At 69.9% G+C, this 12,470-nt stretch carries 9 protein-coding genes; 2 read left to right on the top strand and 7 right to left on the bottom strand.

Going from position 1 to position 12,470, the window contains the following annotated elements:
• Nucleotides 1–5: 5 nt before the first annotated feature.
• From B3Z70_RS06145 to B3Z70_RS06115, 7 genes are all read right to left on the bottom strand, one after another.
• Complete coding sequence (locus tag B3Z70_RS06145; RefSeq protein ID WP_292044962.1) at nucleotides 6–2,279, bottom strand: S8 family peptidase; 2,274 nt, start codon at nucleotides 2,277–2,279, stop codon at nucleotides 6–8.
• 53 nt (nucleotides 2,280–2,332) lie between these two features.
• Nucleotides 2,333–3,232: a dienelactone hydrolase family protein gene (locus B3Z70_RS06140; protein ID WP_292044960.1), complete on the bottom strand. Its 900-nt coding sequence runs from the start codon at nucleotides 3,230–3,232 to the stop codon at nucleotides 2,333–2,335.
• A gap of 134 nt (nucleotides 3,233–3,366) precedes the next feature.
• Entirely contained in the window at nucleotides 3,367–4,971 is a 1,605-nt protein-coding gene (gene purH / locus B3Z70_RS06135) for a bifunctional phosphoribosylaminoimidazolecarboxamide formyltransferase/IMP cyclohydrolase (RefSeq protein ID WP_292044958.1), read from the bottom strand.
• Between the two features lie 78 nt (nucleotides 4,972–5,049).
• On the bottom strand, nucleotides 5,050–6,870 hold the full coding sequence (locus B3Z70_RS06130; protein WP_292044956.1) for a heparinase II/III family protein: 1,821 nt from the start codon (nucleotides 6,868–6,870) through the stop codon (nucleotides 5,050–5,052).
• Complete coding sequence (gene rpe / locus B3Z70_RS06125; RefSeq protein ID WP_292044954.1) at nucleotides 6,867–7,532, bottom strand: ribulose-phosphate 3-epimerase; 666 nt, start codon at nucleotides 7,530–7,532, stop codon at nucleotides 6,867–6,869. The genes B3Z70_RS06130 and rpe overlap by 4 nt, the downstream gene beginning before the upstream one ends.
• 47 nt (nucleotides 7,533–7,579) lie before the next feature.
• Nucleotides 7,580–8,917: an RsmB/NOP family class I SAM-dependent RNA methyltransferase gene (locus B3Z70_RS06120; RefSeq protein ID WP_292044953.1), complete on the bottom strand. Its 1,338-nt coding sequence runs from the start codon at nucleotides 8,915–8,917 to the stop codon at nucleotides 7,580–7,582.
• Nucleotides 8,918–8,964: 47 nt separating this feature from the next.
• Nucleotides 8,965–10,941, bottom strand: coding sequence for a potassium transporter Kup (locus B3Z70_RS06115; RefSeq protein ID WP_292044950.1), 1,977 nt, complete (start codon nucleotides 10,939–10,941; stop codon nucleotides 8,965–8,967).
• Nucleotides 10,942–11,108: 167 nt separating this feature from the next.
• On the opposite strand from B3Z70_RS06115, the gene B3Z70_RS06110 reads away from it, so the two are divergent.
• Together B3Z70_RS06110 and B3Z70_RS06105 are read left to right on the top strand one after the other, a co-directional pair.
• Complete coding sequence (locus B3Z70_RS06110; RefSeq protein ID WP_248119475.1) at nucleotides 11,109–11,579, top strand: Rrf2 family transcriptional regulator; 471 nt, start codon at nucleotides 11,109–11,111, stop codon at nucleotides 11,577–11,579.
• A 7-nt stretch (nucleotides 11,580–11,586) separates the two neighbouring features.
• Complete coding sequence (locus B3Z70_RS06105; RefSeq protein WP_292044947.1) at nucleotides 11,587–12,384, top strand: SDR family NAD(P)-dependent oxidoreductase; 798 nt, start codon at nucleotides 11,587–11,589, stop codon at nucleotides 12,382–12,384.
• The last annotated feature ends 86 nt before the right edge of the window (nucleotides 12,385–12,470 follow it).

Genomic DNA, 12,470 nt, shown 5'->3' with positions numbered 1-12,470 from the left:
GTCGGTCAGAACCGGCGCCGCCATCCGCCGATCAGGGCGAACTCCGGCGCGGCGTCGGCGACGTGGCGCGGTTCGCGGCTGGCCACGGCCTGAAGCGTCACGCTGGAGCCGTCCCACAGATAGCGTTCGCCGCCCAAGATGAAGTCGATCTGGCGACCGCTGGGCGCCGCCGAGAAGCTGCGCCGCGAATAGGTCAGCGGGTCGAAATAGTCGGCCGGGACATCGGCGAGATAGGCCGAGAAGCTGCCGCTCTCGATCCTGAGCGGTTGGGCCAGGGTGAAGCTGATCCGGTCGCACAGGGCCGAACAGCCGGTCAGCAGCCCCAGCCGCCAGTTCGAACTGATCGCCGCCCGATCCATCGACAGGAACCGCCCCTCGATCCGGGTCGATCCCAGCCCCGCCTCTCCGATCAGGCGCAGGCCCGGCGTCAGCGTCCAGTCGCCGCCCAGCGCATAGAAGGCCGTTCGCGACGGCAGGGCGAAGTCCGATCCGCCCGGCAGGAAGGCGCCCAAGGGCCCCAGCCGTTCGTCCAGGGCGCCGATGCTGAACGACAGGCCGCCGTCGGCGCCGCGCCAGCCGATCGAGGCCCGGTTGTAAGTCGAGGCGTCCTGCTCCACCCGGCGCAGCGGCATCCGGCGGTCGCCGCCCCCGCTTTCGGCCGAGACGGTCACGGCGCCGAACCGCATCGCGCCGCGCATGGCGTGGTCGGCCTGGGCCAGGGCGGCGAATCCGTCGCCGGCCGTCCCGCCGAAGGGCGAGACCGCACCACCCTTGCCCTGCCAGGCGGAAAAGTTCAGCCGCCCGCTATCCAGATTCAGCATGGCCTCCTGGCGCGGCTCGTCGCCCATCCACGGCGCATTATAGAGGTCGTGGCGCGGCGCGATGGGCTCGGGCGTCGGGCCGGGCTGGGCGGCGATCAAATTCAACCGGCCGCCGCCGGGCAGGGCCAGGCTGGTGGTCGCCGTCTGGTTCTGCTCGAACGGCGCTGGCTGATACGACCGGCTGGGCGCCGTGGGATAGGCCCCGCCCAGCTGGACGGCGAACATCCGGTCATAGGCGTCGTACAGCACCGTGTTCAGCGCGCTCTGCCTGTTGAAGGCGTCGCCGAACGCGCCGCCGATGAAGCTGCCCGGTTCGGTGGACGTCTTGATGGCGCCGCCGTCCGCCATGGGGGTGGAGGTCGTTCCCACCGGCCGGAAGGCGCCGGCGAGATCCAGAAGGCCGCGCCCATAGACGATGTCGGTTCCGGTATCGCCGGCGTCACGGGCCGTATCGAACAAGATGGCCAGCGCCGCCTTGGCGGTCAGATTGGGAAAGGCCTGCATCAGCAGGGCCAGGGCGCCGGAGACGTGCGGGGCCGAAAAGGAGGTGCCGTTGACCCGCCAACACGACGTGTTTTCACAGCCAGTGATGACGTCCTCGCCTGGGGCGGAAAGATAGGCCGTGGCCGTATCGCCGGCCTTGTTGGAGAAGCTGGACATCACATTGGTCGAGCCATGCGAGCCCACGGCGATGATGCTGCCGGCATAGCGCGGATCGACCGCGTATCGGGCCGGCCAGCCCGGATTGGCGTTTCCGTCATTGCCCGAAGAGGCGACGATCACCGCCCCGGAATTGACGGCGCGCAGCAAGGCGGCCTCGAAGGCCGAGCCCAGCCGTCCGTCGCCGCCCAGCGACATGTTGATGATCTTGACCCCGTTTGCGATGGCGTAGTCCAGGGCCCGCACCAGGTCCGAACTGGTGAAACAGACCTTGTTCTCCTTGTCCGTACAGTCCGAGATGTCGGTGCGGATCGACAGGATGGTCGACTGATAGGCCACGCCGATCGTGCCGAACCCATTGAAGTTGGAAGCGATGACGCCCGACACCCGCGTGCCGTGGCTGCTGGATTCGACATAGGGCGTGTTGCGGCCGACGACCACATCGGTCGAGGCGCTGGAAATCCGCCCTTCCAACTCCGGCATGGTGTTGGCGATGCCGGAATCGACCACCGCCACCGTGACCCCTGCCCCCGTCGCGCCCGACTGCCAGGCCGACTGAACCTTGATGTTGGCTAGGCCATAGCTGCGCAGATATTCGCTCGAGGAAGCGGTCGGCGGCGGGGGCGGCGGAGGAGGCGGAGGGGGTGGAGGCGGAGGGGGTGGTGGTGGCGGAGGAGGTGGTGGGGTGATCGTGCCGCCGCCTCCGCTTCCCCCACCGCCGCCGCCACAGGCCGCCAGCGGCAGGACCATCAGGCCCACGCTCAAGATCATCGCCGCCCGGCGTCGCAATCCGGTCATCGCCCGCCCCTCCCCTCAAGGCCGCCCTCCGCAGCCCGTCGTTCACTAACGCCCTAATTCTTTAACGCTTTATCGAAGGTCGCCAGCAGTTTGGACCAGCCGTCGCGCGCATCCGCCTCGGCGTAGCTGGCGCGATAGTCGGCGTGGAAGCCGTGCGGCGCGTCGGGATAGACCACGATCTGGCTGCCGGTCTGGCCGGCGCGCGCCAGCGCCTGGCGCATCCGCTCCACGCTGGCCACGGGGATGCCCTGGTCCTGGCCGCCATACAGGCCCAGCACCGGCGCCTTCAGGTCGTCGGCCAGATCGACCGGCCAGGGCTGACCCGCCGAGACCTGGGCCGGGGTCGCGTCGGGCGCGGGCGCCAGCCGGCCGTACCAGGCCACGCCCGCGCCGATGGCGCTGAACCGGGCCGCCGCCTGCCAAACCACCTTGCCGCCCCAGCAGAAGCCGGTGATCCCCACCTTGCCGTCCCTTGCCCAGCCCTGCTGGCTGGCCCATTCCAGCGTCGCCGACAGGTCGCCCATCACCTGCTCGTAACCGGCCGCCCCCACGATCTGCATGATCCGCTGCATGTCCGACAGCGGCGCGGGGTCCTCGACCCGGTTGAAGAAGGCCGGCGCGATGGCGGCGTAACCCTGTTTGGCCAGCCGGCGGCAGACGTCGCGGATGTATTCGTGAACGCCGAAAATCTCCGACACCACGACCACCACCGGAAACGGTCCCGATCCTTGCGGCCGCGCGACATAGGCGGGCAGGTCGAAACCGTCGGGCGCGGCATAGGTCACGGTTTCCGCAGTCAGGCCCGCTGCATCGGTCGTGATCGGCTTGGCCTCCCTGGCCAGGGCCGCGACGGCGTAGCCGGAAAACAGCAAGCCCCCCAGCGCCCCCAGGCTTCGTCGGCTCAGCTTCAGATCGTCGGCGGTCTGGCCTTCGGGACGGATCAGGGTGGTCATCGCACGCTCCGGAAAGGGGGAGCGGTCAGAGCATCACGCCCCTTCGTCGGCGTCCAGTCACGAACGCGAGGCCGCCGGTCGTGTGAGGAAGGGCGCTCAAGCCGCGAGCGACAGCGCCCTTTCCCGCCCAGAAGTCAGTGCCGGAAGACCCGCACGCCGGTGAAGGCCATGGCGATGCCCTTTTCGTCGGCGGCGGCGATGACTTCGGCGTCGCGCAGGGAGCCGCCCGGCTGGATCACCGCCGTCGCGCCCGCCGCCACCGCTTCCAACAGACCGTCGGCGAAGGGGAAGAAGGCTTCCGACGCACAGGCCGAACCTTCGGCCAGCGATTGCGTCAGCCCCTTGGCCTCGCCCGCTTCCTTGGCGCGGATGGCGGCGATGCGGGCTGAATCGCGGCGGTTCATCTGGCCGGCGCCGATGCCGGCGGTCTGGCCGTCCTTGGCGTAGACGATGGCGTTGGACTTGACGTGCTTGGCCACGGTGAAGGCGAACAGCATGTCCTGGATCTCGGTCGGCGTCGGCTGGCGTTTGGTGACGATCTTCAGGTCGGACGGCTTGATTAGGGACCGATCGCGCGACTGGACCAGGAAGCCCCCGGCGACGGAACGGAACACCTCGCCCGCCCCATGGGGATCGGGCAGGCCGTCGGTGATCAACAGGCGCAGGTTCTTTTTGGCGGCGAAGACGGCCTTGGCCTCGTCATCCGCGCCCGGCGCGATGACGACTTCGGTGAAGATGCCGGTGATGGCGCGGGCGTCGTCGCCGTTCAGCGGACGGTTGACCGCGATCACCCCGCCAAAGGCCGAAACCGCGTCGCATTCCAGCGCGCGGGCATAGGCTTGCGACAAATCCTCGCCGACCGCCACGCCGCACGGATTGGCGTGTTTGACGATGACGACGGCGGGCTGTTCGAACTCCGCGACAAGCTCATAGGCGGCGTCGGCGTCGGCGATGTTGTTGTAGCCCAGCTCCTTGCCCTGCACTTGTTCGGCATAGGCCACGCCGGGACGACGCTCGCCGGTGCGATAGAAGGCGCCGGTCTGGTGGGGGTTCTCGCCATAGCGCAGGGTCTGGGCCAGCGAACCGGCGATGGACTTGCGCGCCGGGGCGGCGTCCTCGACCTGACCGGCGAACCAGCCGGAGACGGCGGCGTCATAGGCCGCGGTGCGGGCGAAGGCGCGGGCGGCCAAGCGTTTGCGCAGGGCCAGATCGGTGGCTCCTTGCGATTTCAGCGCCTCAAGGATCAAGGCGATGCTTTCGCCATCCACGGCGACCGCCACATGGCCGTGGTTCTTGGAGCCCGAACGGATCATGGCCGGGCCGCCGATGTCGATATTCTCGATGGCCGCCTCGAAGCCGCCGCCCGCTTCCACCGTCTTCTCGAAGGGATAGAGGTCGATCCAGACGATATCGATGGCGCCGATGCCGTGGGTCGCCATCGCCTCCGCATGGGCCGGGGCGTTGCGCACGCCCAGAAGGCCGCCGTGGACGATGGGATGCAGGGTCTTGACCCGGCCGTCCATCATCTCGGGGAAGCCCGTCAGATCGGCCACGTCCTTGACCGGCAGGCCGAGTTTCTCGATGGCCGCCTTGGTGCCGCCGGTCGAGACCAGTTCGACGCCCAGATCATGCAGGGCGCGCGCCGCATCCTCCAGCCCGGCCTTGTCGGACAGGGAGATCAGGGCGCGCTGCGGCTTCACCTGGTCGGGCGTGGGCGGAAAGTCGGGAGCGGCGGGCATGGGCGGCGTCCGTGGAAGGCTGGGAGGATGGCGCGCCCTCTAGCCCCAAACCGGCGCTGCGTCACCCCACGGACGGTTTCAGCCTGGATCGCCGCTCGCGCCCGCCGGGCTCAGCTTCCAGCGGATCTTGGTCTCGCTGTCGGTGCGGGCCGAGCCGCGCACCACGATCTGCAGCGAACGGCGGGTCAGGCCGGCGTCGATATGGACGCTGGGTTCGATGGCCACGTCGGGACCATCGGTCCTGAACCACCAGCCCCGGCCCGAGGCGCCGCGCAACAGGATCGAGCGGCGGTCGCGCGCCAGCGAGGCCTGCACCCCCGGCTCCAGTTGGAAGCGGATGGCGTAGGGGGCCGCGATCTGGCGCACCATCTCCTTGCGGCCGGGCGTGGGGAACACCCGCTCCTCGGCGCGCAGTTCGTCCAGCCGCTGGTCCAGATAGAGTCGGCGCTGGTGATTGAGGCCGAACAGTTCGGTCCAGCCGTCGTGCTCCATCTCCAGCCAGACGGCGCCGTCGCCTTCGCGACGGTCGGCCGTGACATGGATCGGCGGGCCGACCAGCCGGGGCCCCAACAGGTCGCCCTTCCATCCGCCCAGCGGCTCGTTCAGCGAACGCTCGCCCAGGGTCAGGGTCGAATGGGCTGGCGTCAGGCGCAGGGCCTGGCGGTCGGTGGCGGCCGGGGTCCAGCCCGAGCCGGTGACCAGCCGATCCTTGCCGCAGGCGATCTCCAGCGCCAGCGGCTGGGCGCAGGCCGTCGCGCCCCAGGCGCCCTGAGCCGGCGCGGCCGTGTCGGCGACGATGGTCAGCAGCGGGCTGGCGATACGGGTCAGGCCGGCGACCTCGCCGACCGGCGACGGCTCCTCGGCCTCTTCGTCATGAGCGCGGGCGGCCGCGACCCGTTCGGCGCTGGAGGCGCCCCCGCCCTGGAAGCTGGCCAGCCGACCGTCGGGCAGGGTCAGAACGCGCAAGCCCCGGGTCAGGCGGGCGATGGCGGCGGAAACGCCTTCGGGCGTCGGCTCGGACAGCTGCGACAGGGCGTCGTCCAGCGTCAGCAGGTCCAGCAGCAGCTCCAACCCGGCTTCGGGGCTGCGCGAGGCATGGCCGCCGTCGTCCTGGACCGTGGTCCTGAGCGCGCCGTCCAATGACGCCAGGGCGTGACGACGCAGGCCCTGCCCCGCCGGTCCGGCCAGGACGCAGCCGCCGATGGCCGCCGCCGTCAGCCGCTCGGCCCGACTGGCCAGTCCGCCGGGCGGACGCAGCAGTTGTCGTGTCTGGCGCGCCAGGCTGTCGGCCAGGGCCAGGCGTTCCGTCTCGGTCGCGACCGCCCCCATCCGCCGCGCCGCGCAGGCCAGATTGACGACCCGGCGCGCCAGGATTTCCGGCCCCCAGGCGAAGGGCGACCAGCGGGCGAAGGCGTCGGCCCAGGCCAGGGTCAGGCGCAGGGCCTCGCGCGCGCCGCGATCCCCTTGAGCCATCAGCGCCGGCAGCCAGGCAAAGGCGTGCAGTTCCACCGCGAACGGCCGGGACGGGCTGGGCCGGTTCCACGGATCGCCCGACGCCTCCACCTCCATGGCGGCGCCGGCCAGTATGAACCGCCCGGCCAGCACATTGCGGCCCGGCGCGGGATCGTGCGGGCGGAAGTCACGCGGCGTGGCGGCGAAGGCGCTGACCTTGCGCCCCTTCAGCGTCAGCCCATAGCCCGGCAGGCCGTAAAGCTCGATCCAAAGCTGGCGCGTCGCCAACCGCCCGACGATGGCGGGCCACAGTCCGGGGCCGGCCGTGGTGTCGCCGGACCGCACGGGCGTCCTGACGGGCGCGCCGGGCAGGCCAGGAATTTGGCCCGAGGCCACGTCCAGACCGGCGTCCTGGCCGCGCGGGGCGAAGGGACCGAGCGGGCTCATGCGCGGTCCGGGGCGGCCTTCAGGGCGGCGATATTGGCCGCATAATCGCCCTTGAACACGAAGGAGCCGGCGACCAGGGCGTCGGCCCCGGCGGCGACGCAGGCCCCGGCGTTGGCCGAGGTGACGCCCCCGTCCACCTGCAGATGCGCCGCCGATCCGGCGCGGTCCAGAATGGCGCGCGCGCCGGCGATCTTGCGCAGCGAACTGTCGATGAACTTCTGACCGCCGAAGCCCGGATTGACCGACATGATCAGCACCAGATCGACCAGATCGACCACCTCTTCCAGGATCGACAGCGGCGTCGCCGGATTGAACACGACGCCGGCCTTGGCGCCCAACTGACGAATGCGACCCAGGGTGCGGTGCAGATGCGGCCCACTCTCAGGATGGACGGTCAGGACGTCGGCGCCCGCCTCACGGAACGCCTCCAGCCACGGATCGACCGGCGCGACCATCAGATGCACGTCGAACGGCAGGGTCGTATGCGGCCGGATCGCCTTCACGATGTCCGGCCCCAAGGTGATGTTGGGCACGAAATGCCCGTCCATCACATCCACATGGACCCAGTCGGCGCCCGCCGCCTCCAGCGCACGGACTTCTTCGCCCAGCCGCGAAAAGTCGCTGGCGAGGATCGACGGACAGATCAGAGGGGTAACGGCCATGGCCCTCGGGATAGGACGGGTTGCGGGCGGGAGCAAGGCGTCGCCGCTCAGGAAACCCGTTCCAGCCTAGCGGCGAAGAAGCCGTCCAGGCCGCCTTTTTCGGCCCACATGGAGGGCAGGATGCGCAGCCAGCCTTCGGGGGTCAGGGCCTCGGGCGGGGCGCCGAGGGCGGCGGGGTCGGCGGCGGCGGTGCGGAAGGCGGGGTTGCGGCGCAGGAAGGCGATGATCTGGGTCTCGCCCTCCTCGCGCTCCAGCGAGCAGGTGCAATAGACCAGACGGCCGCCCGGCCTGACCCGTTCGGCGGCGGCGTCGAGCAGACGGTGCTGGACATCGGCCAGTTTGGCGATCTCGGCTGGGCGGGTGGCGCGCAGAACCTCGGGATTGCGACGGAAGGTGCCGGTGGCGGTGCAGGGGGCGTCCAGAAGGACGGCGTCGAAGGTGCGGGCGTCCTCCCAGTCCTCGGCGGGGACGGCGACGACCTCGGCGGTCAGGCCGGTGCGCTCAAGGTTCTGCGTCAGCCGCTTCAAGCGCGAGGCCGAACGGTCGAGCGCCACGACCGAAGCGCCGGCTGCGGCCAGTTGCAGGGTCTTGCCGCCCGGCGCGGCGCACATATCCAAAGCGGTCTCGCCCGCCTTCACGTCCAGCAGGCGGGCGGGCGCCGCGGCGGCGGCGTCCTGGACCCACCAGTCGCCGTCCTCGAAGCCGGGCCAGGTCGCCACGTCGCCGCGACGGCCGGTGCGAACCGTGCCCCCGGACAAGGCTTCCCCCTCTACGGTGGCGGCGACAGCGGCGGGATCGACGCCGGGCTTCAGGCTGAGGTCGGTCGCAGGCTCCTCGCGAGCGGCCAGCGCCAGCCCGACCAGCGCCGCCTCGCCATAGGCCGCCTTCCAGCGCGCCGCGATCCAGTCGGGCAGATTGCTCTCGGCGGTCGTCAGGCCGGGACCGTCGCGGCCCACGCCGCGCAGCACCGCATTGACCAGATTCTTGTAGGGTCGGGTCTTTGGATCGCGTTCGGCCAGTTTCACGGCCGTCGAGACGGCGGCGAAGGCGGGGGTCTCCAGCACCAGGGTCTGGGCCAGGGCGATGCGCATCAGGGTGCGGACGGCCTCGGGCGGCGACTTCTGCAGGCGGCGATCCAGAATCTGGTCGATCTCGCCCAGGCGGCGCAGGGCGGCCATGGCCACCGCGCGGGCGAAGGCGCGGTCCACCGGCGCCAGGGCGCGGGCGGGCGGTTGGGACAGGGCCTCGTCCAGGCCGTTGCGCTTCTCCAGGGAGGCGTTCAGCAACAGGCCGGCGACCACGCGGGCCTCGACGCCGATGTCGTCCTGAGACGGAGCGGCGGCGTCCGCCGTCGGGGCGTTGCGCGGCTTGCCCTTTGTCGCCATGCGACGTCCGCGCGCCTCGGAGCTTTGGCCCGGCCGGGCGCCCGGCCTCATACGGCCACCTGCGCGCCCAACTCGACCACGCGGCCGGGCGGGATGTGGAAGAAGTCGGTCGGATTGGCGGCGTTGCGCATCAGGAAGATGAACAGCCGATCCTGCCACAGCGGCATGCCCTGACGCGCCGAGGGGATCAGCGAGCGCCGACCCAGGAAGAAGCTGGTCGACATGATGTCGAATTTCAGCCCCTTCTTGCGGCACAGACCCAAGGCGCGCGGCACGTTGGGCGTCTCCATGAAGCCATAGGTCACGGTGACCTTCTTGAAGTCGTCGTTGATCGGCTCCATCCGCACGCGGTCGGCCTCCTTGACGCGCGGCCGTTCGGACGTGCGCACCGTCAGGATCACGTTCTTCTCGTGCAGCACCTTGTTGTGCTTGAGGTTGTGCATCAGGGCGACGGGGGCGACGTCGGGGTCCGAAGTCAGGAAGATGGCCATGCCGGGCGCGCGGTGCGGCGGGCGGGCCTGCAGCATCTCGATCAGGTCGGTCAGGGGCAGGCTGTCCTTGCGCGTCTTGGCGGTCAGAATCTGGGTCCCGCGCACCCAGGTCCACATGACCACGACCAGAAGGGCGCCCAGGACCAGCGGCATCCAGGCGCCGTCGGGGATCTTCAGCAGGTTGGAGGTCAGGAAGACGCTGTCGATGAAGGCGAACGGGATCAGGGTTCCCGCCACCGCCCACATCGGCCACTTCCAGCCCTTGCGAATGACGGAATAGGCCATCAGCGTATTGACCAGCATGGTGCCGGTCACCGCGACGCCATAGGCGGCCGTCAGATTATGCGAGCTCTGGAACACCACCAGCAGCACCAGAACGCCCACCATCAGGAAGGTGTTGACCGCCGGCACGAAGATCTGGCCGGCCTGGGTCTCGGACGTGTTCTTGATGTCGATGCGGGGCAGAAGGCCCAACTGCACCGCCTGTTGCGTCACCGAGAAGGCGCCGGTGATGACGGCCTGGGACGCGATGACCGTGGCGGCGGTCGCCAGGATCAGCATGGGCCAATAGGCGACCTGGGGCACCATGTTCCAGAACGGATTCTGGGCGGCGGCGGGATTGTCCAGGATCAAGGCGCCCTGACCCAGATAGTTCAGCGTCAGGCACGGCAGGACGAAGGCCAGCCAGCCCATGCGAATCGGCGCCTTTCCGAAATGGCCCATGTCCGCATAGAGGGCCTCGGCCCCCGTCACCGCCAGAAAGACGCTGCCCAGGATGACGAAGCCCAGGAAGCCGTCGTGCAGCAGCAGGCTGACGCCGTAATAGGGCGACAGGGCGCGCAGGATGGTGATGTCGTCGAAGATGTGGACCAGACCCAGGGCCCCAAGGCTGAGGAACCAGACCGCCGTGATCGGCCCGAAATATTTGGCCAGCCGGGCCGTGCCGCGCGACTGGACCAGGAACAGGGCGATCAGGATGCCGGCCGAGATCGGCACGATGAAGGGATCCAGCTTGCCCGACAGGCCCGGCGCGTCCTGCAGCCCCTCGACCGCCGACAGCACAGAAATGGCCGGCGTGATGATGCCGTCGCCATAGAACAGCGCCGCGCCGCAGACGCCCAGAATGAAGATCCACGCGCTGCGCCGACCGACCGCGAACTGGGCCAGGGCCATCAGCGACAGGGTGCCGCCCTCGCCCTTGTTGTCGGCGCGCATCAGGAAGAAGACGTATTTGAACGTCACCACCACCATCAGCGCCCAGAAGGCCAGTGACACCACGCCGACGATGGCCAGGTCGCCGCCGACGCCGCGCTGGGCGTGGCCGATGGCTTCGCGAAGCGCGTAAAGCGGGCTGGTGCCGATGTCGCCGAACACCACGCCGATCGCGCCCAGCGTCAGCGCCCACAGGCCCCCGTGCTTGGCGGCCTGACCGCCCGGAACATGAGATTCCGGGCCCGTGGCGTGGGTGGACGTTTCCGGCGTGTGCGACGCGGGCGAGGGAGCGCTCGCGTCGTGGGGAGTATCCCCGGCCATTGGTATCCTCCGGGGCGCCGACGCCCTGTCGGTCCCTTCAAAGCGGCGAGCCTTTAGGCCCATTCCGCGCGGTCTTCAATCGCGCCCGGCAGGATTCGGTTTCGCCGTTCGGCGACGGATTTGTGATTCGGCGCTCGAGCGCCTATTTTCACCACAGGAACAAAATCATGTCAGACAGCCAGCGCTTCCCCGTCGCCGCCCACGCCTTGGCCTATATGGCCCACAAGGGCGCCTATGGGCCTGCGCAGGCCGCCCCCAGCGGCGTGCTGGCCTCGTCCATACCGACCAATCCCGTCGTGGTGCGCCGCGTGACGGCCCTTCTGGCCAAGGCCGGGCTGATCGCCACCCGCCCCGGCGCCACCGGCGGCTCCTGGCTGCTGCGCCAGCCCGAGGACATCCGTCTGGACGAGGTGCTGAAGGCGGTGAACGGCTGCGCCCACATCGGCTCGCCGCCCGCCGGGGCCAAGGGCTGCCCGATCAGCGAACACATCCCGCGCCAGGTGGCCAAGGCCCTGACCGCCGCCGACGAGGCCGCGACCGAGGCCCTGTCCAAGATCACCATCGCCGATCTGTTGGCCGAGAACCCTGCCTCGCTGGCGGCGTTTGCGCCGCACACGTCCTGCCCCGTCGCGGCCTGACCCGGCTGTGAGCCGCACCGTTCTGATCACCGGCGCCTCCGCCGGCATTGGCGCGTCCCTGGCGCGGGTCTATGCGGCCAAAGGCTGGAACCTGATCCTGACCGCGCGGCGCGAGGCGCCGCTGCTGGCCCTGGCGGAGGAACTGACCACTACCCACGTCGTCGCCGCGACCGTGATCCCCGAAGACCTGTCCGATCCAGCGGCCCCCGAACGCCTGGTCGCAGCCACCGCCGAGCGCGGCCTCACCGTCGACGGCCTGGTCAACAATGCCGGCTTCAGCCGCGTCACCGGCTTTCTGGACACGGACCTTGGCGCGCACCGCGCCATGATCCAGGTCATGCTGACAGCGCCGGTCGAACTGTCGCGCCTTTTACTGCCCGCCATGATCGAACGCGGCTTCGGCCGGGTGCTGAACGTCGCCTCCCTGGCCGGCCAGATGCCCGCAACCGGCGGCGACACCCTGTACGGACCGATCAAGAGCTTTCTGATCAAGGCGTCCCAGGGGCTTCATCTGGAGACGCGGGGGACCGGCGTCCACGTCACGGTTCTGAACCCCGGCTACACCCTGACCGAGTTCCACGACGTCAACGGCTCGCGCGAGCAGGTCTCCAGCGCCTATCTGCCCTGGATGTGGATGGACGCCGCCCGCGTCGCCCGCATCGGCTACGACGCCTGCGAGGCCGACCGTCCCAGCGTGACCCCCGGCGTCATGAATAACGTCATGGCCGGCCTGGCGCGGTTCCTGCCGGACGGGCTGGCGCTACGCATGGTGGCGAACCACGCCAAACGGCTGGAGCGGCTTTAGGGGCGCTTGCCGGTTACATCCGGCCTACCTTCCACCCAACGTCATCCTAGGCCTTGTGCCTAGGATCCAGAATCCCGGTGTCGGGA

Origin of the sequence: Brevundimonas sp. UBA6550 (assembly GCF_002434505.1) — a bacterium.
Classification (GTDB): domain Bacteria; phylum Pseudomonadota; class Alphaproteobacteria; order Caulobacterales; family Caulobacteraceae; genus Brevundimonas.
Note: the sequence above shows the minus strand (reverse complement) of the source record. Positions and strands in the feature narration are given on the sequence as shown.

Coding starts and splice junctions, on each gene's coding strand:
- purH (WP_292044958.1), bottom strand. CDS start 4,971: ATGCCCGCCGCTCCCGACTTTCCGCCCACGCCCGACCAGGTGAAGCCG.
- B3Z70_RS06145 (WP_292044962.1), bottom strand. CDS start 2,279: ATGACCGGATTGCGACGCCGGGCGGCGATGATCTTGAGCGTGGGCCTG.
- B3Z70_RS06115 (WP_292044950.1), bottom strand. CDS start 10,941: ATGGCCGGGGATACTCCCCACGACGCGAGCGCTCCCTCGCCCGCGTCG.
- rpe (WP_292044954.1), bottom strand. CDS start 7,532: ATGGCCGTTACCCCTCTGATCTGTCCGTCGATCCTCGCCAGCGACTTT.
- B3Z70_RS06140 (WP_292044960.1), bottom strand. CDS start 3,232: ATGACCACCCTGATCCGTCCCGAAGGCCAGACCGCCGACGATCTGAAG.
- B3Z70_RS06130 (WP_292044956.1), bottom strand. CDS start 6,870: ATGAGCCCGCTCGGTCCCTTCGCCCCGCGCGGCCAGGACGCCGGTCTG.
- B3Z70_RS06110 (WP_248119475.1), top strand. CDS start 11,109: ATGTCAGACAGCCAGCGCTTCCCCGTCGCCGCCCACGCCTTGGCCTAT.
- B3Z70_RS06120 (WP_292044953.1), bottom strand. CDS start 8,917: ATGGCGACAAAGGGCAAGCCGCGCAACGCCCCGACGGCGGACGCCGCC.